This window comes from Pantoea sp. GbtcB22 (assembly GCF_019091025.1).
Lineage (GTDB): Bacteria > Pseudomonadota > Gammaproteobacteria > Enterobacterales > Enterobacteriaceae > Pantoea > Pantoea leporis.
Genome location: NZ_JAGXKB010000001.1, coordinates 591971 through 616182, shown reverse-complemented (window position 1 = coordinate 616182; position 24212 = coordinate 591971). Strand labels below are relative to the sequence as shown.

The 24212-nt window shown below is 54.6% G+C and carries 19 protein-coding genes; 11 read left to right on the top strand and 8 right to left on the bottom strand.

The window, feature by feature from the left end; translation table 11 throughout:
• Positions 1 to 13: 13 nt before the first annotated feature.
• The 3 genes from KVT28_RS02850 to KVT28_RS02840 all read right to left on the bottom strand — a co-directional run bounded on the left by KVT28_RS02850 (position 14) and on the right by KVT28_RS02840 (position 3485).
• The gene (locus KVT28_RS02850; RefSeq protein WP_217547540.1) at positions 14 to 979 is read right to left on the bottom strand and encodes a GT-D fold domain-containing glycosyltransferase; all 966 of its coding nucleotides are present in this window, start codon (positions 977 to 979) and stop codon (positions 14 to 16) included.
• A 236-nt stretch (positions 980 to 1215) separates the two neighbouring features.
• The gene (locus KVT28_RS02845; RefSeq protein ID WP_217546695.1) at positions 1216 to 2559 is read right to left on the bottom strand and encodes an NtaA/DmoA family FMN-dependent monooxygenase; all 1344 of its coding nucleotides are present in this window, start codon (positions 2557 to 2559) and stop codon (positions 1216 to 1218) included.
• On the bottom strand, positions 2556 to 3485 hold the full coding sequence (locus KVT28_RS02840; RefSeq protein WP_217546692.1) for an aliphatic sulfonate ABC transporter substrate-binding protein: 930 nt from the start codon (positions 3483 to 3485) through the stop codon (positions 2556 to 2558). The genes KVT28_RS02845 and KVT28_RS02840 overlap by 4 nt, the downstream gene beginning before the upstream one ends.
• Positions 3486 to 3852: 367 nt before the next feature.
• Here KVT28_RS02840 and KVT28_RS02835 point away from each other — a divergent pair, with 367 nt between their 5' ends.
• From KVT28_RS02835 to KVT28_RS02810, 6 genes are all read left to right on the top strand, one after another.
• Entirely contained in the window at positions 3853 to 6213 is a 2361-nt protein-coding gene (locus KVT28_RS02835; RefSeq protein ID WP_217546690.1) for a membrane-bound PQQ-dependent dehydrogenase, glucose/quinate/shikimate family, read from the top strand.
• 99 nt (positions 6214 to 6312) lie between these two features.
• The gene (locus KVT28_RS02830) at positions 6313 to 6954 is read left to right on the top strand and encodes a glutamate racemase (protein WP_217546688.1); all 642 of its coding nucleotides are present in this window, start codon (positions 6313 to 6315) and stop codon (positions 6952 to 6954) included.
• A 259-nt stretch (positions 6955 to 7213) separates the two neighbouring features.
• Entirely contained in the window at positions 7214 to 8356 is a 1143-nt protein-coding gene (locus KVT28_RS02825; RefSeq protein WP_217546685.1) for an efflux RND transporter periplasmic adaptor subunit, read from the top strand.
• A 2-nt stretch (positions 8357 to 8358) separates the two neighbouring features.
• Complete coding sequence (locus KVT28_RS02820; protein ID WP_217546682.1) at positions 8359 to 11514, top strand: efflux RND transporter permease subunit; 3156 nt, start codon at positions 8359 to 8361, stop codon at positions 11512 to 11514.
• Position 11515: 1 nt separating this feature from the next.
• Positions 11516 to 12949 carry an efflux transporter outer membrane subunit gene (locus tag KVT28_RS02815; RefSeq protein WP_217546680.1) on the top strand — a complete coding sequence of 478 codons (1434 nt, stop codon included), beginning with the start codon at positions 11516 to 11518 and terminating at the stop codon, positions 12947 to 12949.
• A gap of 119 nt (positions 12950 to 13068) precedes the next feature.
• Positions 13069 to 13692, top strand: a complete 624-nt coding sequence (locus tag KVT28_RS02810; RefSeq protein ID WP_254633436.1) for a TetR/AcrR family transcriptional regulator — start codon at positions 13069 to 13071, stop codon at positions 13690 to 13692.
• A gap of 2 nt (positions 13693 to 13694) precedes the next feature.
• Here the strand turns inward: KVT28_RS02810 and KVT28_RS02805 are convergent, their stop codons facing one another.
• A complete protein-coding gene (locus tag KVT28_RS02805; protein WP_217546678.1) occupies positions 13695 to 14258 on the bottom strand; it encodes a TetR/AcrR family transcriptional regulator in 564 nt (187 codons plus the stop codon).
• Positions 14259 to 14462: 204 nt separating this feature from the next.
• Here KVT28_RS02805 and KVT28_RS02800 point away from each other — a divergent pair, with 204 nt between their 5' ends.
• Both KVT28_RS02800 and KVT28_RS02795 read left to right on the top strand, forming a co-directional pair.
• Positions 14463 to 15134: a pirin family protein gene (locus KVT28_RS02800; protein ID WP_217546675.1), complete on the top strand. Its 672-nt coding sequence runs from the start codon at positions 14463 to 14465 to the stop codon at positions 15132 to 15134.
• Between the two features lie 84 nt (positions 15135 to 15218).
• Positions 15219 to 15935 carry a GntR family transcriptional regulator gene (locus tag KVT28_RS02795; protein WP_192411866.1) on the top strand — a complete coding sequence of 239 codons (717 nt, stop codon included), beginning with the start codon at positions 15219 to 15221 and terminating at the stop codon, positions 15933 to 15935.
• Position 15936: 1 nt separating this feature from the next.
• On the opposite strand, the gene KVT28_RS02790 is transcribed toward KVT28_RS02795, so the two are convergent.
• Complete coding sequence (locus KVT28_RS02790) at positions 15937 to 17136, bottom strand: enolase C-terminal domain-like protein (protein ID WP_192233810.1); 1200 nt, start codon at positions 17134 to 17136, stop codon at positions 15937 to 15939.
• Positions 17137 to 17439: 303 nt separating this feature from the next.
• Between KVT28_RS02790 and KVT28_RS02785 the strand changes: the two genes are divergently transcribed.
• Positions 17440 to 18831 carry a PTS transporter subunit EIIC gene (locus KVT28_RS02785; protein ID WP_217546672.1) on the top strand — a complete coding sequence of 464 codons (1392 nt, stop codon included), beginning with the start codon at positions 17440 to 17442 and terminating at the stop codon, positions 18829 to 18831.
• Between the two features lie 34 nt (positions 18832 to 18865).
• Here KVT28_RS02785 and KVT28_RS02780 read toward each other — a convergent pair whose 3' ends face one another.
• Entirely contained in the window at positions 18866 to 19882 is a 1017-nt protein-coding gene (locus KVT28_RS02780; RefSeq protein WP_217546669.1) for a lipoate--protein ligase A, read from the bottom strand.
• A 205-nt stretch (positions 19883 to 20087) separates the two neighbouring features.
• Here KVT28_RS02780 and KVT28_RS02775 point away from each other — a divergent pair, with 205 nt between their 5' ends.
• Complete coding sequence (locus tag KVT28_RS02775; protein WP_217547534.1) at positions 20088 to 20768, top strand: type 1 glutamine amidotransferase domain-containing protein; 681 nt, start codon at positions 20088 to 20090, stop codon at positions 20766 to 20768.
• 99 nt (positions 20769 to 20867) lie between these two features.
• Positions 20868 to 21473 (top strand): TetR/AcrR family transcriptional regulator, encoded by a 606-nt coding sequence (locus KVT28_RS02770; RefSeq protein ID WP_217546667.1) that lies wholly within the window; start codon positions 20868 to 20870, stop codon positions 21471 to 21473.
• Positions 21474 to 21536: 63 nt separating this feature from the next.
• Here the strand turns inward: KVT28_RS02770 and tkt are convergent, their stop codons facing one another.
• Positions 21537 to 23528 (bottom strand): transketolase, encoded by a 1992-nt coding sequence (gene tkt / locus KVT28_RS02765; RefSeq protein ID WP_217546665.1) that lies wholly within the window; start codon positions 23526 to 23528, stop codon positions 21537 to 21539.
• 29 nt (positions 23529 to 23557) lie between these two features.
• On the bottom strand, positions 23558 to 24016 hold the full coding sequence (locus KVT28_RS02760; protein ID WP_101764432.1) for an RpiB/LacA/LacB family sugar-phosphate isomerase: 459 nt from the start codon (positions 24014 to 24016) through the stop codon (positions 23558 to 23560).
• Positions 24017 to 24212: the final 196 nt, after the last annotated feature.

Genomic DNA, 24212 nt, shown 5'->3' with positions numbered 1-24212 from the left:
CTTGCGATGTGGATTAGATCGGCGGATGCATTACCATCGCCGATAGCACCGCTTCCTGCGGCAACCCGACATGCAGCAAAATCTGCTGGCGATAATGATCGTCGGCGTCGCGCGCATCGTCGCTGAGTAACACGCCCACTTCATTGACGTTCTTGCCGGCCACCTGCACCTTGTCACGCGCGGCACTGCGCATCCATTCGTACTCGATATCAATGTGGCCGGTATCAATGCAGCGAATGCCATGCTGGCTGAGATCGTAAGCCAGCACCGTGGCGGTGGGGCCGAGCGACATCAGCACCATATCGTAATCGCGTGCGTGCGCCAGCACCGAGCTGTAGAGCTCGTTGTAGACCGAGAAGGCGTTGCGATTGAGCGTGGTGATGCGTTTAATCTCCCGCGCGTCATCAAGCAGATCGTTACCGATGCCGAGACGCGTGCCGCTGCCTTCCACAATTAATATCTTTTTATCGCTGAACAGCTGCTTGAACTTATTAAACACGCGAACCGCCTGCTGCTTGTCCTTATAATCGTGATAGGGACGCGTAACGGAGGTATTGCCGTAGCGGTAATCTTTCTTTAATAAGCTTTCATAATGGCGAAAATAAAACGCTTTATGAAAAAACCAGAATAGGGCCGAACCAAAACGCATATTCGCGGTGCCGCGAAAGGCATCGGGCATACATAATAAACACGGATTCTTCGGCTGACTTCCGCGACGTAATATCTCTTTAAGGCGAATAGAGAGTCGTTCATCGAAAGATTGAAAACCGATATTCTTGAACAAGGTCATTTCCAGTTCGCCGTCGCCATAGCGGCTTACGGAGAGCTTGTGGTCGCTGAGCAGCAGGTCAATGGTCTGTTCAGGCGACATCACCTGATATTGCCGGGCTCGCGCATTGGCAACCGGAAACTTAAAAGCAGCGTGTGTGAGTTTAAAAGGAAAACGTAATTTACGATAAAAGAAATCTGCGCTGATCATCATAACCTTCTTTTTATTAGCGGCCTTGCCGCAGAGCAGTTACGTGATTTATATCACGCTCAATCCGGGATAACAGGCTGAGGAAACTCTTAAAAAGTCATTGCGGCGCAATGGCTAATCAATTTAAAAAAGATTAAATGAAGAGGGAATAAATAAAACTGTAATAAAACCGCACTTATTCGCGCTGCTATGATAATAGTTGCCAGGAATAATCGCAGCAGCGCATTAATGATTAATTAAGTTATTTCAATTGATGACGAACGGTTAAAGCGATTTTCCGGCTTTACTAAGCCTAAACGATCGCGCAGCGTGCCCGGTTGATAGTCGCTGCGGAAGACGCCCGCAGCCTGCAGGCGCGGGACAACCTGTTCGAGGAAGCGATCTTCGTTCTCGTCAATGTAGGTGGGCAGAATGACAAAACCGTCGCAGGCCTGATGCTGATACCAGTCAATCATCTGCTGCGCAATGCTATCCGCTGTGCCGGTCGGTGCCGGGAACGACAAGCTCTCGGCGTAGCGTTTCGCCATCTCGCCCAGCGTCAGGTTCTGCTCAATGGCGCTGGCGATCACATATTGAAAACGGCCTTTGCTGCCGGTGATCTTTTCACGCAGGTCAGGCACCGGCCCGTCAATGGGGTACTGCGAAAGATCGATATTCATGCTGGCCGAAACAAAGCTGAGGCCCGATTCCACGGTAATCAATGATTTCAGGTACGCCGCACGCTCCTCGGCATCGCGCTGCGTATTGCCGACAATCGGCACCATGCCGGGCAGAATGCGCAGTTGATCGGGCTGACGCTGATACTGCAGCGCACGCTGTTTCAGGTTTTGATAAAATTGCTGCGCGCGTTCCCGATTGGGTTGCACCACAAACAGCACTTCCGCCTGTTGCGCGGCCAGATCGATAAAGGCTTCCGATACGCCAGCCTGGATCACCACCGGATGACCTTGCGGCGGACGCGGCAGATTAAGCGGTCCCTGCACGTTGAAAGATTCACCCTGATGATCAAGCCTATGGAAGCGTGCCGGGTCGGCAAAGTGCGCCTGCGCTTTATCCAGAATCAGCGCGTCCTCTTCAAAGCTGTCCCACAGCGCTTTCATGACATCAATAAATTCGGCCGCGCGGCGATAGCGAGCTTCATGGCTGAAGTGCTCGCTGCGACCAAAGTTGCGCGCTTCGGCGTGGCTCAACGAGGTAACCACGTTCCACGCTGCGCGCCCGCCGCTAATATGGTCGATGTTTGCCAGCTGACGCGCGGTGGTGTAAGGCACCGAATAGGAGGAGGAAACCGTGCCGCCGAGGCCGATGTGGTCAGTCACCGCCGCCAGCGCGGCTAATAATGTTAAGGGTTCAGACCAGCCAACCTGACGATGCTGCACGGTGTGCGCCAGATGCCCGCCGTAAACATCATCAATCGCCAGCTTGTCCGCGACAAAAATCATGTCCAGCTTCGCGTCTTCAGCGCGCTGGGCGATTTTGCGGTACAGCGGCCAGTTACTGCCGCCGGTCGCGGCCGAATCGGAATGGCGCCAGCCGCCCTGATGAATGCCGGAGTCGAGGTAGAGCGCCAGATTCATCATGGTTTGGCGGCTCCGTTGGCGTTAAAGAAGGAGGCATCCACCAGTTTGTCGGCTTTTAAGCCGGGTTTGATCAGGCCGCCGCGGGTGAAGGTATCAATCGCCAGCTGCTGGCGTTTCTCTACCAACGCGTAATCTTCTACCGGCGCGTTGTTTTCACGCTGTACTTTACTCAGCGCCACCGCATCTGGCAGACGCAGCAGTTTGGCGATCTCGCTGGCGTAGGCTTGTGGATGCGCCACGCCCCACGCACGTGCGCGAATCAGGCGCTCGCGGAAGTCCATGAGCTGTTCACGCTTGCTGGCGATGGCGCTATCGGTCGCCACCAGATAGTTTGAAACTGGCGAATTTTTGCCGTCGATGGCGATGCGATCGCCGGACTGCGCCACGGCAAAGGACACATAAGGTTCCCAGGTTGCCACCGCATCCACCGCGCCATTATCCAGCGCCAGCGTCGCTTCCGACGGCGTGGTGAAGACAAAATTGACGCTGTCGTCGGGCAAACCCGCTTCGTGCAGCGCATTCAGCACCATGTTCTGCCCGGCCGATCCTTTTACCGTCGCCACTTTCTTGCCTTTTAGGTCGGCGATGCTGTGCAGGGCGCTGTCCTTTTTCACCAGGATGGCATTGCCGAGATATTGCGATGCCTGAATGGCGCGGATCTGCGCGCCTGCGGCCACGGCAAACGACAGCGGACCATCGCCGACTAAGCCGGCATCCAGATGCTGGGAGTTGAGCGACTCCAGCAGCGGCGCAGCGTTGGGGAACTCATACCATTTGATTTCATACGGCACATTGTTGAGCTCGCCAGCGGCGGACATCACCGCGCGAGCATTGCCTTTTTGATCGCCGACGATCAGTGGGTCAGTTGCAGCGTGAGAAGTCACCGCGAGGAGCAACAATGAGCTGGCTAATAAAGTGATTTTCATAACGTTTCCCGGGTAAAAAGAAAACAGCGTAAGTTTTCTACTACAGCGGGCGTAGTAACAAATCTGCGCAAGGTTATGTCTCAGGCGCAAATGCCCCCAAATCGCGCATCCTCGCCATTTTTCGTTATCAAAAAATGCGAATTTTCCTCACTAATGATTAATTCTCTCAACGAAAATGAAACGTGATTTCAGTCACAGATTGAACGAGGCGGTAGCTGGCAGCCATTAGCCGAACTACATTCATTAGCGGAGCTAACGACACACCTCGCAACGGGTTTTTACTAAACGGTAACGTAAGTTAAAATTCTGTTGATTTTATGTGGGGTTATTTTTGAGGTTTTTCGATGAATATGGTTGAGGGATTAGCATGGTTAACAAATTAACCAGTATCGTGCTCGCGATTCTGGCGATTGCCTTGCTGTACATGGGCGGCAAGCTGTTGATGCTGGGCGGCAGCGCCTTCTATGCGCTGATGGCAGTGGGATTACTCATCACCGCAATTTTACTGTTCCGCAACCAGCGCAGCGCGCTGGCGCTGTATGCGGTGCTGATGTGGATTACGCTCGCCTGGATTATCTGGGAAGTGGGCTTTGATAAATGGCAGTGGATCCCACGCGGTGACCTGTTCGGCGTGATCGGCCTGTGGCTGGCGATGCCGTGGGTGGTGAAACCGCTGTATCGCGGCGAACGCCGTTTCCACGGCTTCCTCGGCGGCACCGTGATTATCATGATCGTGGTGGTGATTGGTCTGTGCTTCTACGATCCGGTTCCGCAGCAAGGCACCATCAGCAATGCCCGCGAGCAGAACAGCGAGCAGGGCGCCGCTAACGACTGGACCGCGTACGGTGGTTCGTCTGACGGCCTGCGTTTCTCGGCGCTGAATCAGATCAGCAAAGACAACGTCAAAAACCTCGAAGTTGCATGGACCTATCACACCGGTGATTTGCGCCAGGATGCGGATGCCACCGAATACACCTTCGAAGCTACGCCGCTGAAAGCCAACGGTATGCTGTATTTCTGTACGCCGCATAACGAAGTGCATGCACTTGATCCGGAAACCGGCGCGGTGAAGTGGAAATTCACGCCAAATAAAGATCGCTCTTACCTGCAGCAGCATCAGACCTGTCGCGGCGTAAGCTACTACGAAGAAACCCCGGTTGCCGCGCAGGATAGCGCCGCGAATCCGGCCATCTGCCGTAAACGTATCTTTAACGCCACCACCGATGCGCAGCTGATTGCGCTGGATGCCGATACCGGTAAACCGTGCGCTGATTTCGGTCAGAACGGTGTGGTTGATCTGCACGCCAACATGGGTGAAGTGCGTCCACATGCGCTGATGCAAACCGCAGCACCGCTGGTGGCGGGCAAGCTGGTGATCGTTGGCGGTTCCGTGATGGATAACGGCTTCAACAGCGGCAACCCGTCAGGCGTGATTCGTGCCTATGACGTGCAAAGCGGTCGTCTGGTGTGGAACTTTGATCCGGCTAACCCGGAAAACACCGCGCCAATTGCTGCCGGTCAAAACTACCCGCAGGACACGCCAGTGGCGTGGGGCACGTTGAGTGCTGACCTGAAAAATGGCGTAGTCTATGTGCCGTTTGGTAACGCTTCACCGGATGAAGTGGGCATTGAACGCGATACAAACAGCAACACCGAGAAGTTCCGTGATGCGCTGGTGGCGCTGGATCTGCAAACCGGTGCGTTCAAATGGCGCTATCAGAGCTCCAACCACGATCTGTGGGACCGCGATAATCCGTCACAGCCTTCGCTGGTGGACATCGATTATCAAGGCCAGAAGCAGCCTGTGGTGATCCTGCCGACCAAAACCGGCAACCTGTTTGTGCTGAACCGTCTTACCGGCCAGCCGGTGTATCCGGTGAACCAGGTGAAGGTTTCGACTGAAGGTGGCGTAGCCGGTGAGAAATTTGCGGCGACTCAGCCGGTTTCCAGCCTGAACTTCATCCCGCAGCCGTTGACCGAGAAGTCAATGTGGGGCATCACACCGTTTGACCAGATGTCATGCCGCATGGATTTCCGTAGCCTGCGCTATGATGGCAATCCGTGGACGCCAGCAACGGAAGGCGGTTCACTGATCTTCCCTGGCAACATTGGTGTGTTCAACTGGGGTTCGGTTGCGGTTGATCCGCAGCGTCAAATGCTGATTGCCGCGCCAGTGCGTCTGGCCTACAAGTACAACCTGATCAAACGCACCGAGCAGACCGCCACCGAGCGCCTGTTCACCAAAGATGGCACGCCATACTGGAACGAAAACTTCCACGGTGACTACGCGATCCATATCCAGCAGATGGCGTCAGGCCTCGGCATTCCCTGTGTAGCGCCGCCTTGGGGCCGCATGGTGGGCGTGGATCTGAAGACCGGTAAAACCGAATGGCTGCGCCGCGTGGGCGTGACCAAAAACCTGAAGACCAGCTTCCTGCCTGGCCGCTTCCCCATCGGCTTCCCGATGGGCATGGTGGCGCACGGTGGTCCATTGCTGACCGCAGGGGATTTGGTGTTCCACGGTGCAACTGCGGATAACTTCTTCCGCGCCTACGACAGCACCACCGGCGAACTGCTGTGGCAGACCGAGCTGAGTGCCGGTGCGCAAGCCACGCCGTCTACCTTTATGGGTAAAGACGGTAAGCAGTACGTGGTGATTGCCGCAGGCGGTCACGGTTCGCTTGGCACCCAGGCGGGTGACAGCGTTGTGGCATTCCGTTTGAAGTAATTGCAGTGAAATAGAATAAGGCGCCCGCTGTGGCGCCTTTTTTTGTTTTTGTCAGGTTATATTGAGCATCCCTAAGAGACGCCACTAATCAGGAATTCTATGACTATCGCCTGCCTGCATACCGCCGCCAGTAATATCGCTATTTTCGATGACGCCGCGCACTCATTGGGCATGAGCAACGGCGCACTGAGTCATATCGTGATGCCGCATTTGCTGGCGGAAGCGGAGCTGACCGGTGGCATGACCGCTTCGCAGCAGCAAAAGCTGGAACAGCTGTTACGCAGCCTGACGCCGTGGTTCGACGCGATTCTGATTACCTGCTCGACGCTGGGTCCGGTTGCCGATGGTTTTTGTGTTGAAGGGCATGATTGCCCGGTGTATCGCACCGATCGCATGCTGGCCGATGAGGTGCACCGTTTGCCGGGTAAATCTCTGGTGCTGTGTGCGGCGGAATCCACGCTGGCGGCGACGCGCGCGCTGTTTTGCCCAGCGACGCTGCCGGTTGAACAGCATCCTGTTGTGCAGCTGATTCCTGGCGCATGGGCGGCGTTCAAAGCGGATCATCAGGATGCGTATCTGCAGATGATTGCGCATGCGGTGGCAGACGGGAAGCAGCAGGGCGCAGATCATGTGGCGCTGGCCCAGGTTTCCATGGCGGCGGCGTCCAGGCTGTTTAGCGCCGGTAGTCAGCCGTTAACCAGCCCGCAGCTGGCGTTAAAGGTGGTACATAATTTTTCGTAGGGTGCGCATGCAAGACCGCGCATCGGGTTAACGTTTACTCTCATGTAAATAATAATCATTTGCATTAATGGTTATAACTCATTATCGTTAGCAACACTTTGTAACCTATCGCGATTTAACCTTTAAAAATCCTCAATCAAAGAGGACGCTATTCTGCTGTCGCTTTTCAGGAGCGCTCTTTTCATTTTCCTGACATACGCCCACATCCGCGATTTGGTAGACTCTCGATTGAGAATGAACGTTCACTACAGGATTATTCATGAAGAATTTTCAGCGCACGGCCATCGCCGGGCTGGTGTTATTGCTCGCCGCCTGTGACCAAAATAGCGCCCCGCCAGCGGGCGACATGACCACCGAAGTCGGCGTGAAAACGCTGCAAACTGAGTCGGTGACGCTCGATAGTCAACTCACCGGACGCGTGGTGGGCAGCATGGTGTCGGAAGTGCGTCCGCAGGTGGACGGTATCATCCAGAAGCGCCTGTTTACCGAAGGCGACGAAGTCAAAGCCGGTCAGGTGCTGTATCAAATCGATGCAGCCAGCTATCAGGCCAGCTACGATCAGGCCGTTGCGCAGTTGAAAAATGCGCAGGCGTTAGTGAAAAGCAGCCAGTTAAAATCCGCGCGCTATAGCGCGCTGGTGAAAGAGAACGGCGTATCGCGTCAGGATGCCGACGATGCGCTGGCAACCTATCAACAGAACGTGGCGTCGGTTGATCAATATCGTGCCGCCGTCGAAAGCGCCCGCATCAACCTCAACTACACGCAAATCAAAGCACCGATTTCTGGCCGCATCGGCATCTCGTCAGTGACGCCGGGCGCGCTGGTGACCTCGGCGCAAACCACGGCGCTGGCGACCATTCGCGCGCTCGATCCGATCTATGTCGATCTCACGCAATCCAGCGTGCAACTGCTGAAACTGAAGCGTCAGCAGGCTTCTCTCCAGCAGAGCAGCGATGTGGTGCCAGTAACGGTAAAACTGGAAGACGGTAGCAATTACGATCATCCCGGCAGGCTGGAACTGACCGAAGTGGCGGTTGATGAAGCCACCGGAACCGTTACGCTGCGCGCCATCTTCCCCAATCCGCAGCATGAATTGTTGCCGGGCATGTATGTGCGCGCCAGCGTCACCAACGGTGTTAAAAACGATGCGATTCTGGCACCGCAGCAGGGCATCACGCGTGATGCTAAGGGCAACGCCACGGCGCTGGTGGTGGATAACGAGAACAAAGTGCAAAGCCGGGAAGTGGTGACCGATCGGGTTATCGGCAACACCTGGCTGGTGACCAGCGGGTTAAACAGCGGCGACAAGCTGATTGTCGAAGGCACCGCCAAAGTGCAGGCCGGGATGACGGTGAAAGCAGTTGAAGTGACGCCAAACAGCGCCAGCAGCGGAGGCCAGTAACTATGTTGGCTCAGTTCTTTATTCGCCGCCCGGTATTCGCCTGGGTGATCGCCATCTGCATCATGATGTTTGGCGTGCTCAGCATTAAAAGCCTGCCGATTGCGCAATATCCCGACGTCGCACCGCCGCAGATCAGTATTCAGGCCACTTACACCGGCGCGTCGGCGGAAACGCTGGAAAGCAGCGTCACGCAGGTGATCGAGCAGCAGCTCACCGGCCTCGACGGCTTGCTTTATTTCGATTCCACCAGCACCGCCTCAACCGGCCAGGTAAAAATCAGCGTCACTTTCCAGCAGGGCACCGATCCGGATATTGCGCAGGTGCAGGTGCAGAACAAAGTGCAGCAGGCCGAAAGCCGCTTGCCGACGTCCGTTACCACGCAAGGCGTGACGGTGGAGAAGGCGCAAAGCGACTTCCTGTTGATTCTGGCGCTGTACGATAAAACCAACCAAAGCACCTCGGCCGATGTGGCGGACTACATGGTCAGCAACATGGAAGATACGCTGGCGCGCGTGCCGGGCGTCGGTAGCGTGCAGGTGTTTGGTGCCGAATACGCCATGCGCATCTGGCTCGATCCCGCCAAACTCGCCTCCTTTTCGCTGATGCCGTCCGATGTGACCAGCGCGCTGGAGAGCCAGAATACCCAGGTTTCCTCCGGTCAGCTGGGCGCGCAACCGGCCAGCAAAGAGCAGCAGCTGGTGGCGACCGTGCGTTCGCGTTCACGTCTGCAAACGCCGGAACAGTTCCGCAATATCGTGTTGAAAAGCCAAAGCGACGGCTCGGTGGTGCATCTGAGTGATGTGGCACGCGTGGAAATGGGTGATGAGGATTACAGCGCCAACGTGCTGGCGAACGGTCATTCGGCTTCAGGGATCGCGGTGCAGCTGGCGTCCGGCGCCAATGCGCTTTCAACCGCCGAACAGGTGAAAGCCACCATCGACGAGTTCCGCAGCAGCATGCCGCCGGGCTATGAAGTGGCGTATCCGCTCGACAGCACCGACTTCGTGAAAATCTCGATTGAAGAGGTGGTGAAAACCCTGATCGAGGCGGTGATTCTGGTGGTGATCGTGATGTTCGTGTTTCTGCAGAACATCCGCACCACGCTGATTCCGGCGATTGCCGTGCCGGTGGTGTTGCTGGGAACCTTTGGCGTGCTGTCACTGTTCGGGTACTCGATCAACACCTTAACCATGTTCGGCATGGTGCTCGCCATCGGGCTGTTAGTGGATGACGCGATCGTGGTGGTGGAGAACGTCGAGCGTGTGATGCGCGAAGAGGGCTTGCCGCCGCGTGAGGCCACTGAAAAATCGATGAAAGAGATCACCGGGGCGCTGATTGGTATCGCGCTGGTGCTGTCGGCGGTGTTTCTGCCGATGACCTTCTTTAGCGGCTCAACCGGTGTTATCTATCGTCAGTTCTCCATCACCATTGTGTCATCGATGGTGCTGTCGGTGATTGTGGCGTTAACGTTGACGCCGGCGTTGTGCGCCACGCTGCTCAAACCGCACAACGAAGAAGGCGGTCAAAAGGGCTTTTTCGGCTGGTTTAATCGCAGCTACGAGCGCGTGCAGACGCGTTATCACAACGGCGTGGGTCATGTGCTGCACAGTTCGGTGCGCTATCTGCTGCTCTACGCGGTGCTGCTGATCGGTTGCGCGGTGCTGTATATGCGTTTGCCGACCGGCTTCCTGCCGACTGAGGATCAGGGCTATATCATGGTGCAATACCAGCTGGCACCGGGCGCGACGGAAAACCGCACCAGCGCGGTTCGTCGTCAGGTGCAGGAATACTTCGCCACCAAAGAAAAAGACAACGTCAACGTCAGCATGCTGGTGAATGGCTTCAGTTTTGCCGGCAGCGGCCAGAACGCCGGGATTGGCTTTATCTCGCTGAAGAACTGGAGCGAGCGTAAAGGTGCTGAAAACAGTGCCGATGCCATTGCCGCGCGTGCAATGGCCAATCTTGCCAGCATTCGTGATGCGCAGATCTTCGTGCTGTCGCCGCCGTCGGTGTCCGGTTTGGGGCAGTCAGACGGATTCACCTTTGAGCTGCAGGCGCGTGGTGCCACCGGGCGCGATCAGCTACTGCAAATGCGCAATCAGCTGATTGCTGAAGCCAATCAGGATCCGCTGCTCAGCGCGGTGCGAGCCAACACCTTGCCGGATTTGCCGCAGCTGCAGGTTAATATCGACGATGAAAAAGCGCAGTCGCTGGGTCTCACCATCAGCGACATTAACGACACGCTCAGCGCGGCGATCGGCGGCAGCTACATTAACGACTTCACCGATCGTGGCCGCGTGAAGAAGGTTTACATGCAGGGCGATCAGCAGTTCCGCAGCAAGCCGGAAGATATCGATCGCTGGTACGTGCGCGGCAGCGATAGCAACAGCAATACCACCATGGTGCCGTTTGCGTCGTTTGCCTCCTCAGAGTGGGCGTACGGCCCGGATGTGCTGTCTCGTTATAACGGCCTCGCGTCTTACGAAATCGAAGGTTCGGCGGCGGCCGGCAAGAGTTCCGGGGATGCGATCAGCGCGATGGAAAAACTGGCGGCGAAGTTGCCGGCGGGCACCACCTTTGCGTGGAGCGGCTTGTCCTATCAGGAAAAACTCTCCGGCAACCAGGCGATGTCGCTGTATGGCATCTCGCTGATTGTGGTGTTCCTGTGCCTGGCGGCGTTGTATGAAAGCTGGTCGGTGCCGTTCTCGGTGATGATGGTAGTACCGCTAGGCGTGATCGGCTCGCTGCTGGCGATCAGCCTGCGCGGGCTGGAAAACGACGTCTACTTCCAGGTGGCGCTGTTAACCATCATTGGCTTGTCAGCGAAAAACGCGATTCTGATCGTTGAGTTCGCCGAAGACAATTACCGCAAAGGGGAAAGCCTGGTGAAGGCGGCGACGCACGCGGCATCGATGCGCCTGCGGCCCATCATTATGACTTCGCTGGCATTTACCGCTGGCGTATTGCCGCTGGCGATTTCCACCGGCGCGGGCGCCAACAGCCGTATTGCGATTGGTACCGGTATTATTGGCGGCACGCTGACCGCTACCTTGCTGGCGATCTTCTTTGTACCGCTGTTCTTTGTTCTGGTGCGTCGCGTGTTCCCGGCGATACCGCATGACGATAATCATGCATCTGTGCCCAAGGCGGGGGAATAACATGTCGGCAAAACTCTTAATGGTATTGGTTCCCGCGCTGCTGTCGGGTTGTGTGTCGCTCGATCCGCACTATGAGCGCCCGCAAGGCGCGGTCAGCAGCCAGATGCCGAGCGGTGAAGCCTATCGTTCATTGCAAGGCACACCAGCCAGCAACTACCGCGACCTGAGCTGGCAGGATTATGTGCTCGACGCCAAACTGCGGCAGGTGGTGGCGATGGCGCTGGATAGCAGCCGCGACTTGCGTGAAGCGGTGGCCAGCGTTAAATCCGCGCATGCGCAATACGGTGAAGAGCGCGCCAATCTGTTCCCGGCTATTAGCGCCGGCGTGAGCGGCACGCGTTCGCGCGCGTTAACAGGCGAAGGTAATCAAACCGCCATCAGCAACAGTTATTCGGCAGAAGGTAGCGTCAGTTCGTTTGAACTCGATCTATTTGGCAAAAACCAGAGCCTGACGCGCGAGCAGTATGAAACCTATCTCGGCACGCTGCAGGGCGCACGCAGCACGCGCCTGACGGTGTTGTACAACACCGTGGATTACTGGCTGCAGCTCGCCGCCGATCGCAGCAATCTGGCGATTGCCAAAGAGACCGCCGAGAGCGCGCGACAATCGTGGCAGGTGACGCGCAAGCAGATGGAAAATGGTATCGCCTCAATGGTGGATGTCTCGTCTGCGGAAACCACCTATCAGTCCGCGCAGGCCGATGTCGCCAGCTACAGCACGCTGGTGGCGCAGGATAAAAACGCGCTGGATTTGGTGGTGGGCCGCAGCGTGCCGGAGAACCTGCTGCCTGACAGCATTGAATCGATCGGTAACGCACTGCGCGAGGTGCCTGCGGGCGTCTCATCAGATGCGTTGCTGAATCGTCCTGATGTTTTGCAAGCCGAGCATAATCTCAAGTCTGCCAACGCCAGTATCGGCGCGGCGCGTGCCAACTTCTTCCCGAGCATTACGCTGACGGGCAGCGGCGGCGTCGGCAGTAGCGATCTGTCGACGCTGTTTAAAAACGGGGCGGGCATTTGGTCGTTTGCGCCGAGCATTTCGCTGCCGATTTTCCAGGGCGGCTACAACGTCTCTTACCTGAAATACACCAAAGCACAGAAAGAGTATTACGTAGCGGCGTATGAGAAAGCGGTGCAAACCGCCTTCCAGGAAGTGGCGGATGCGCTGGCGCGTCGTGGCACCATCAACGATCAGCTCAGCAGTCAGCAGCGTAATGTAGCGGCATCGCAAACCTATTATCATCTGGCGGATCTGCGCTACCGCAACGGCGTTGATAGCTACCTCAATGCGTTAACCGCGCAGCGCACGCTGTACAGTGCCCGAACCAATCTGGTGAGTACGCAGCAAGCCTATTACCTGAATTTGATCACCTTCTATAAAGTGATGGGTGGCGGCACGGCGTTGAAAGAATCTGAAATAATGAGCGCGCAATAATTGCACTTTTCGTAGCGGCGCGATTTATCGCGCAATAAATTGCGCCGCTACAATGCCTGCGTGCGGGGAAGCAAGAATTGGAAACATTGTCTGGGTTTCTCACCGGAAACGCATCACGTATGATGACGGGAATAAACGATAAATTCTTTTTCGGAGCCAATGTGAGTCACTCTGAACATGACGATTTTCTCTTACAGCGTCAGCAGCAGGTGATTTCTGCGGCGAAAGTCTGTTTTAGTCGCTCCGGATTTCATGGCGCCAGCATAGCGGATATTAGCCGTGAATCTGCGTTAGGGGCAGGGCAAATATATCGTTACTTTAGCAGTAAAGAGCTTATTGTGATGGAAACAATAAAAAGCATCGCGCAGAATTGGCGCCTGTTTTTAATACAACACTTGCCCGCACAACAATCGACTCAGGATATTATCAACGCTGATTCGCCATTCTGGCAGCATTGGCCGAGTCAGGACCGGAAATTATTACTGGAAATGTATTCTGAGGCGTCGCGTAATGAATCGGTGCGTACCATTCTGGCCCAGCAGGAGCAATTATTACTTGCTGAGTTAGCGGCTATTTTTCGCGCGCAACAACCTGATATCGATCCAACACAGCGCGCCAATCGCATTCAATTTTTATTGCTGCTGGTCGATGGCGTCGCCTGTCGCGCCTTCGTCGATAGCGACCTGGACCAACGTGAAATGCAGCGGGTGAACGGCGTTCTCAGCCAGCATCTGTTCGGCTGAATTTACACCGCCCCGTGCGGATAGACATCATTCACCACCGCATTGAAAAACGGCATAAAGCCCGACGCCATATCGCGCTGCTTCATGCAGCGGCGAATAATAATGCCGTCAATAATCAGCGACATCACATATAAGCGGGTGTGAATGGCATTGGCGTCCTGCTCGGGGTGCAGCGTCTGCTCCTGAGCAATAAAATTATTTTTAAGATCATGCCAGGCATCGAGCATGATTTGTTGGATGCGATTATTACGCGTGGCTTCGGATGACACTTCCATCAGCAGAATAATACTGTTTTCCACTGCCGCCGGCACAATATCTTCCGCTTCGTGATAATGTCCTTTCATATGCGCGATACGTTCAAAGTCGGCATTGAGTAGCGTGATCATCCGCTGCACTACATTGGTGACTAATGCCTCAATGATCGCCTCTTTGTTTTTATAGTATTTATAAATTAAACCAATGCTGACGTCGGCCTGGCTGGCAATATTCTGAATCGATGTCTGGTGAAAGCCTTTCAGCCGCATGCATTGCTCGGCGGCGGCCAGGATCTGTTCGCTTCGGTTCATGATTATTACACTCACAGAATAAAGCGGCTATTTTACGCAATTAAAGCTGTACTGGCGATGAATAAAAACATTAACCCGATCTGATTATTTAGGCGCTTTAGCATTGTTCAGTTTTTTTGATTTAAGCGAGCAGTTTTGCCTGCTGTTCATGATTTTTCAGACCTCTATGATGGTGGACAGAAAAAATCATCAAGGAATAACATCATGAACATCCTGCGCGCCCAACGCGATCAGCTGTTTGAATATGGTCCTTTTACCATTCGCCGTCAGCGTCCCGGTGAAGCGTTTGGACCGCTGGCGATTGTCGACCAAATGACGCTGCAACTGGATGCCACTATCCCGCTGCATTCTCATCAGGATAGCGAGATTTTCAGCTACGTTTGGCGCGGTTCGCTGCTGCACAGCACCGAGCAGGGTGAAACGCACTCCCTTAACGCCAAACGCGCGCTGCTGCTGAGTGCCGGTAGCGGCATGCGCTTTGCTCAGTCTGCGCCTTTTATCGAAACCGAGATGTTGCAGGCCACCATTAATCCAGCGCAAACCGGCGGTGAGCCGCAGATCAATACCTTTACCCGCGCGGACGGTGCGGCAGTAAACGCATGGACGTTACTGGCAGGGCCGCACGGCAGCGAGGCGCCGCTGGCGCTGAATCAGGCGGTATACATTTATGACCTGAAACTGGAGCGCGGCAAACAGGTGGATGTGCCACAGCGTGCAGGCTTTTCCAGCTGGATTACCGTGCTGGACGGCATTGTGCGTATGGATAATGAACGGATGCACAAAGGCGATTCCGTCAGCGATAACAAGGCTTTGCCAGCGTTGATGGGCGAGCGGGATGCAACGCTGATTGCGTTTCTGGTGCAGAAAAGCCTGTAAAGGCCCATTCATGGGCACCTAACCCAACCTCCTCATAACATCGTGTTATCATCTGCGGATAAAATACCGGAGGAGGGTAATTCAATGAAAAAGAAAGAGTTCGTTACCCAGGATTTGCTGAGTAAGATCTATCAGGAAGATACCTCCGCGCCACGCAAATTACCGCCTGAACGCCAGCTGGCCGAAGAGTATGGCGTATCGCGTTTCACTATCCGCCAGGCGCTGGAGAAACTGGTGAGTATCGGCGCGGTACGTATTGTGCAGGGATCAGGTATCTGGATTAATGAAACGGTGCGTAATAACCCGCTGGTTTATAATTCGATCACCGAAAAGCGCTTTGATCAGATGCATTACCGCTCACTCAGCCTGCGTAAAAGACGCCCCGATAGTGATGAGCAACAGATATTTGCCATTAACGACAACGCCTTTATCTGGGAGTTTTCCCGACTGCGCTATGTCGATAATGTGGCAGTACAAATTGAAATATCGCGTATGCCCGCAACCTTATTTACCGATCTCAACGGTGAGGTTATTGAGCGCTCGATACAGCAATATGTGTTGTCCAAAGGCTACCAAATCTCACATTTACTCACCAGCTATCGCGCGATTAGCGTTAATCGCGAACAGGCGACGCTACTGGGTTGTAAAAAAGGCAGTCCGGCGATGCACATTATTAATCGTGGTATTTTGCAGGGCGGGCAGGTGTATGAAATCAGCGATATCGTGGATATTCATTACACCTGCACCTATCTGATTCCGCATAACCCGGATAATCTGCGTTTCCGCCAGCAACAGCGCTAACTTATGGCGTGTGCATGGTGCCGTCTGGCAGGCGACTCTGCGTCCATTCATGCGGACGATAAACCACCGGATATTTTTCCGCTAATGCCTGATCAAAGCCGACGCCAATACCTGATGCTTGCGGCGGATAGAGATAGCCATTTTTTATTTCCGGCGCGCCAGGGAAAATGGCATCCGTCAGCGTTGAGCGTGGAATAAATTCCTGAATCGCAGCATTGTGCAGGTGAATATTCAGATGTGTATTAACCGCCACGCCAATCGGCGTCATATCGCCCGGTCCGTGCCATGCCAGTCGCACACCAAATGCCTGACACAGTGCAGCCAGTTTCAATGCCGGCGTAATACCACCAATCTGCGAGACGTGACAACGAATAAAGTCGATGCGACGATTGACAATTAACTCGTGCCATTCTGCGGGATTATTAAATAATTCGCCTAACGCTAACGGCACCGCGCTTTGCTGACGCAACTGCGCTAGCCAGCCAGTTTGCGCGGGTGGGAGCACATCCTCAAGGAAGTAGGGCATATATGGCTCAAGCTGTTTTACCAGCTGAATGGCCTGCTGCGGGAATAAGCGCTCATGCACGTCATGCAATATTTCAAAACAGTGACCGTATTTCTCCCGCAACGCGCGGAACATCTCGACCGTATTCGTCATGTACTCTTGCTGCGAGTAATAAGCGCCGGAGGTGCTATTTTCCGGTGCGTGGAGTTCTTTCGGCGTTCCGCCGTAAAAGCCCAGCTGACAGCGGATATGGCGATAGCCTTTCTCTAAGGCGTTATCAACGGAGGTATAAAGTTCCTCCAGCGTTTCACCGCTGGCATGGGTGTAAGCTGCAATCGCATCGCGCGCTTTGCCGCCCCACAGCTGATATAAAGGCATATCGGCTAACTGCGATTTAATATCCCACAGCGCCATATCCACGCCCGAAATGGCATTGTTGGTCACCGGACCGTTACGCCAATAGGCATTAACGTTCATCATCTGCCACAGGTCTTCAATATTGTTGGCATCGCGTCCAACTAATAGCGGCACCAGATACTCATCCACCATGGTTTTTACCGCCAAAGGACGCTGTTGAAAGGTGGCGCAGCCGTGACCGGTAATCCCTTTATTGGTGGTAACACGTACGGTAATAAGGTTATGGCGATCGGGGCGGGTAATAAAACACTCAATACTTTCAATGAGGGTTGGGGTCACGTGAAATACTCCTGTGGCGCAGTGACTGCGCTCAATTTCAAGGCCTGTTGATAAGCTATTTTGGCGTATCATTACCGGGTTTTTATTGAGACGCAAACCCTTTTTCAGCCAATAAATATTGGTCAGTAAAAAAGAGTGTTTATCGCGATAAAACAGACCAATTTGCTATTTTAAAACTTAATGGCTCTGTTGCAACGGGTTTTGTGATCGCAGTCATGATTTATTGGTTTGTTTTGTTGAGCGTCATTTATTACCATCCAGTGCAGATTTCATCAGGCTGTTTTTCTTCCCTCAGGAGCACGTATGGGAACGCAGGAAGTAATAAAAAATATAATCCACTTAGTGGGTGGGAAGAATAATATCAATAAAGTCTGGCATTGCATGACGCGTCTGCGCTTTGACCTTATTGATGACAATAAAGTTAACCAGAGCGAAATTAAAACCTTGCCCGGCGTATTGGGCGCGCAAATGCAGAGTGAACAATTCCAGATTATTATCGGGCCCAAGGTCAATAGCTGGTATGAGCAAATCGTTCCGGCGTTAAATAACGATGGCGTTCAGCCCGCGCAAAACGAGAAAGCGCGCAAAAGCCTGATATCGCTGTTTATGGATACCGTTTCGGGCGTATTTGGCCCGATTGTTCCCGCCATTGCTGGCGCCGGGATGATCAAAGGTTTGCTGGCCGGATTGGTGGCGTTACAGCTGGTTTCGGCCAAAAGCGATACGGTGATGGTGATTGATTTAATCGCCAGCGGCGTGTTCTATTTCCTGCCGTTCTTTTTAGCGGTCTCTGCCGCCAAAATATTTAAAACCAACGAGTATTTAGCTGCAGCCGTGGCGGCGTGTTTAATGTATCCCTCTTTAATTGATGCGGCAAAATCGCTGGCGGCGCATCAGGAGGGCGCAGTAAGCGCATTTTGGCTGATGGGCGTGCTGCCGGTTTCGGTATTTAATTATGCTTCCAGCGTTATCCCGGTCATCTTCTCTATTCTGGCTCTCAGCTATATCCATCACGGGGTGGATCGTATTATGCCGGAAGTATTGAAAACCGTATTTACCCCAACCTTAACGCTGTTCCTGGCGGCATTGACCGCGCTGGTGGTAATTGGCCCGATGGGTATTTGGCTTGGCAAAGGTTTGGCGCTGTTTATTGAGGGCTTATTCAGTATCTCAGCGAGCTTTGCTGGCTTAATTGTCGGTGCCATTCGCCCCGTTGCGGTGCTAACCGGCATGCATCACGCGATGACACCGATTGCGCTGCAGAATTTCAGCGATCGCGGTTATGACATGTTGATGCCGATGATGTTTATGGCAAATATGTCGATTGCCGGAGCCACATTTGCTATCTGGAAATTGACTAAAAATCGTCAGGACAAAGTGGTCACACTTTCAGCCGCCATTTCAGCGTTATTAGGCATTACAGAACCGGCGTTGTTTGGCGTGTTAACGCGCTACAAAAAAGCCTTTATTGCGGCAACGGTTTCCAGCGCGCTGGCTTCGGCCTTTATCGGTTTCTTTGGCGTGCGTTTATACGGCTATATTCTTTCCAGTATATTCAGTTTGCCGGCCTATATTGGCCCGTACTTTATCTGGGCCATTTCCGGCGTCGCCATTGCGCTTATTATGTCGTTTAGTCTGACATTGATGTTGGTAGGCAAAGAACCGGATTTAGTCGCACAGCCCGAGAATAAGTAATGTTTGGTCGCCATTTATGGCGACCAATGTACGCTTAGCTCACACTCGCCACCAGCCAGCTTTCCAGCTCGCTCAGCTCATTCATCTGCTGAGGATATTCTGCTTTCAACAGCGCTAATTGCGCCAGTATGGTTTCAGGTCGATACACCGCGCCCTGCAGACGCAACGCCAGCGCTTCTAATGGCGAAGGGTTCAGGCTGTCGGTGAAAATCTGGCAGCGAGAAATCACGCCGCGTTCGACATCAAAGTGGATCTCAACGCCGCCCCAGATAAAGCGCTCATTCAGCAGATGCGAGAAATCCGGTGCGTTACCAAAATTCCATTCCCAACTGCTTAGACGCGCAAACTGCTCTTCAAAACCAGGCAAATCAGGCAGTGCGGCGGGGGAAATATGCTCCGGTTCGCACTCTTCCTGGTAGTAATCGAAATAAGCGGCAATCACCTCATGGCAGATCGCCTCAAAGCTGATGCCTGGCACCAAATCGGCAATGTTGGCCACGCGCGATCGCACCGAGGTAATGCCTTTCGCCTGTAACTTTTTAATGTCTGGATTGAGGTAATCGGCGAGACGCGACAGATCGGCATTCATCAAAAAGGTGCCGTGATGAAAACCGCGATCCGGCGTTTCACGGTAAGCAGATCCGGAAATCTTGCGCACTTCGCCATCCACATTCACCACGATATCGTTGCGACCGGAGGCTGTTGCCGGAATGCCGAGCTGTTCCAGCGCGCGCAGGATAATCGCCGTGGAGACTGACTTATCGTATTCCGGTTTGCCGGCCATAAAGGTGAAGCAGCAGTTGCCCAAATCGTGAAACACCGCGCCGCCGCCGCTGCTGCGTCGTGCCAGCTTGATGCCGTCTTCCGCCATGCGTCGCGTGTTGCACTCTTTCCACGGATTCTGGGCGCGACCGATAACCACGGTTTCGGCGTTCTGCCAGAGAAACAGCACGCGCTGCGTTGTCGGCATCTGGCGGAAAATACACTCTTCTACTGCGAGGTTGAACCAGGGATCGTGTGAGTCAGAAATGAGTAAACGTAGGGTGGACATGATTTTTTCGGTTCCGTGAGAAAGGGCAAACCGGGACAGAGTACGCCGAAGCGGATCGAAAGGTAAGAAACAGCAGCGCATTCCATTTCAATAATAAAAATGAATTAACCTCTAGACGACTGGTCTATTAGCTGTTACTTTGAATTTAAGCGCTAGACGACTGGTCTAGTTTAGAAGTTTAAACCCAGCAAGCAGGAGATGGATGATGAAGATTCTTATGGTTCTAACCTCACACGACCAATTGGGTAACACCGGCCGCAAAACCGGTTTCTGGCTGGAAGAGCTGGCCGCGCCTTACTTCGCCTTCAAAGATGCTGGCGCAGAAATCACGCTTGCGTCACCGAAAGGCGGCAATCCGCCGTTAGATCCTAAAAGCAATGAGCCCGATTTCCAGACTGAGCAAACGCATCGTTTTGAAGCGGATGCCGCAGCAACCGCGCAACTCGCCGCCACCGTGCGTCTGGACAGCGTATCGCCAGCCGATTTCGACGCGGTGTTTTACCCAGGCGGTCACGGTCCGCTCTGGGATCTAGCAGAAGATCAGCACTCTATCGCACTGATTGAAGGCTTCCTGGCCGCCAACAAGCATGTTGCACTGGTGTGTCATGCGCCGGGCGTGCTGCGTCACGTCAAAACGCCGGAAGGAAAACCGCTGGTAGCAGGCCGTAAAGTCACCGGTTTTACCAACAGTGAAGAGGAAGCGGTCGGCCTGACTCAGGTGGTGCCTTTCCTGGTGGAAGACGAGCTGGTTGCGAAGGGCGGTCTGTATTCGAAAGGCGCGGACTGGAGTTCCTATGTCGTCAGCGATGGTTTGCTGATTACCGGACAAAACCCAACGTCTTCAGCAGAGACGGCGCAACAGTTGATCAAGCAACTGGCGCGATAAACGCATCGGGAGGCGAACCGCTGTCCGCCTCCCTTATCGCAGCAGTAAACGCATGCTTAGCGCCTAGACGACTGGTCTAGTATTTGGTAACCTAACGCTATGACGACTACATCCCAATTGCATAGCAATGAAATCCGCGATCACATCCTTGCCACTGGCCAACGCATTATGGCCGGCAAGGGTTTTTCGGCTGTCGGATTAAATGAAATCCTCACCGATGCCGGTGTGCCAAAAGGCTCGTTCTACCACTACTTCAGCTCGAAAGAGGCTTTTGGGGTGGATATGCTGGCGCGCTATTTCGATGATTATCTGGCTGAGCTAGACGCGACGTTGAGCCAGCCGGGCCTGACGATGGCGCAGCGGCTGATGAATTACTGGCAGCTGTGGCGTGAATCGCAATCGTTCTCCGATTGTCAGGGCAAGTGTCTGGCGGTGAAGCTGGGCGCGGAAGTTGCCGATCTCTCGGATAGCATGCGCGGCACGCTACAGACCGGCACGGCCGGCATTATCGCGCGACTGGCGGATGCGTTAGAAGCGGGTGTTGAGGAAGGTTCGCTGTCTATCGATGACAAACCTGTGCGTGTAGCGGAAAGTTTGTATCAGCTGTGGGTGGGCGCCAGCGTGATGGTGAAAATCGTGCGCAATACCGGCCCATTTGATTCCGCCATGAGCATGACGCAAAAAATCATTCGTATTACCGCGTAGTAAAAAGGGCGACTCAACAGAGCCGCCTTTTATTTTGTTGGGTCGCTATTTAGCGACCTCAAATCACAAAACCGATCTCGCCGTGTTAACCACGTTCTCAACCGTAAAACCAAACTCTTTGAACAGCTGATCCGCAGGCGCTGACTCACCGAAGGTGGTCATGCCGACGATCGCGCCGTTCAGGCCGGTGTATTTGAACCAGTAATCCGCGATACCCGCTTCAATCGCCACGCGTGCGGCAACGGCTTTTGGCAGCACGGATTCACGGTACGCCGCGTCCTGCTTGTCGAAGGCGTCGGTGGATGGCATAGACACCACGCGCACCTTGCGGCCTTCCGCCGTCAGCTGCTCATAAGCGCTCACTGCCAGCTCCACTTCAGAACCGGTAGCGATCAGGATCAGCTCTGGCGTACCTTCGCTGTCCTTCAGCACGTAACCGCCGCGCGCCACGTTGGCCAGCTGCTCAGCGCTACGATCCTGCTGCGCCAGGTTCTGACGCGAGAAGATCAGCGCCGACGGGCCGTCCACGCGTTCAATCGCGTACTTCCACGCCACCGCTGACTCAACCTGGTCGCACGGGCGCCACAGGCTCATGTTTGGCGTCACGCGCAGGCTGGCCATCTGCTCAACCGGCTGGTGCGTCGGGCCATCTTCGCCCAGACCAATTGAGTCGTGGGTGTACACCATGATCTGACGGATTTTCATCAGCGCGGCCATGCGTGCGGCATTACGCGCGTACTCGACGAACATCAGGAAGGTGGCGGTGTACGGCAGGAAACCGCCATGCAGCGCGATACCGTTGGCGATCGCGGTCATACCGAACTCGCGCACGCCGTAATGGATGTAGTTGCCCGCCGCATCTTCGTTGATTGGCTTCGAGCCGGACCACATGGTGAGGTTGCTCGGCGCGAGGTCAGCGGAGCCGCCCAGATATTCCGGCAGGATTTTGCCGAAGGCTTCGATGGCGTTCTGCGAGGCTTTACGGCTGGCGATTTTCGCCGGACTGGCCTGCAGCTGCTCGATGAACTTCTGCGACTCGCTGGCCCAGTTCGCCGGCAGCTCATTGTTGACGCGACGTTTGAACTCGGCAGCCAGTTCCGGATGCGCGGCGGCGTAGGCGGCAAACTTCTGGTCCCACGCCGACTCTTTCGCCTGGCCGGCTTCTTTGGCATTCCACTGCGCGTAGATATCAGAAGGGATTTCAAACGGACCGTGGTTCCAGCCGAGCTGCTTGCGGGTCAGCGCGATTTCGTCGGCACCCAGCGGCGCGCCGTGCGAGTCGTGCGTGCCGGCTTTGTTTGGCGAACCGAAGCCAATCACGGTTTTGCACATCAGCAGTGAAGGCTTGTCGGAAACCGCTTTGGCTTCTTCCACCGCTTTCTTAATCGCGTCCGCATCGTGACCGTCCACGCCGCGCACCACGTGCCAGCCGTAGGCTTCGAAGCGTTTGGCGGTGTCGTCGGTGAACCAGCCGTCAACGTGACCGTCGATGGAGATGCCGTTGTCATCGTAGAAGGCAACCAGTTTGCCCAGCTTCAGCGTACCGGCGATGGAGCAGACTTCGTGTGAGATGCCTTCCATCATGCAGCCGTCGCCCATAAACACGTAGGTGTTATGGTCTACGATGTCATGTCCCGGACGGTTGAACTGCGCCGCCAGCGTGCGCTCGGCAATGGCAAAACCGACGGCGTTAGCGATGCCCTGACCCAGCGGGCCGGTGGTGGTTTCAACGCCTGCGGTGTAACCGTATTCGGGATGCCCCGGCGTTTTGGAGTGCAGCTGACGAAAATTTTTTAATTCACTGAGCGGCAAATCGTAACCGCTCAGGTGCAACAGGCTGTAAATCAGCATCGAACCGTGACCGTTCGATAAAACGAAGCGGTCGCGGTTAGCCCAGTGAGGATTGCGTGGATTGTGCTGCAAAAAGTCGAGCCACAACACTTCAGCGATGTCCGCCATGCCCAGCGGGGCGCCCGGATGTCCCGAATTGGCTTGTTGTACGCCATCCATACTCAAAGCGCGGATGGCGTTGGCTCTTTCCCGGTGTGTCGACATAAGGTTCTCCAGAGGTGCGACGTCGGCGCTTATTTAGCGTGGGATACTTGTTCGTAGTAACCGATCTTGTCTACTTTGGCGGTTGAGCCGCCACCTTCAAATTCCGATGCCAGCCAGGCATTCACGATGTTCTTCGCCAGCTCAGGCCCGATGACGCGCGCGCCCATGGTCATGATCTGCGCGTTGTTGCTCTTGCGAGCACGCTCAGCAGAGAAGGTGTCATGACACTGCGCCGCGCGCACGCCTTCCACCTTGTTGGCGACAATCGCCACGCCGATGCCGGTGCCGCACAGCAGAATGCCGCGCTCAAATTCGTTCTTCTGGATAGCGGTGGCGAGCGCAAATGCCACATCCGGATACATCGGACGGTCGTTTTGCGCGTCATTGGTGTAATCCGTCACCACATACTCTTTCTCTTCCAGCAGCTTTTTAATCACATTTTTCAATTCGATAGCCGCATCATCGGCGCCAATTGCGATAGTTTTCATCGTCGTTCTCCAGCAGGGTGTGCAATGACGCCTGCACGTTTGTTCAGCAGGCGAGAAGATGTTCATAGTTAGCCTGCCACAAAATCAATCATATGTTCAATGGTTGTTCATATGAATTGCCTTCAGGATCGCGCCTGAATGCCTCAGAAAACCCTGTTAAACCGCCTGTGTCGAGCCCTATGGGCGCAGCAATCCG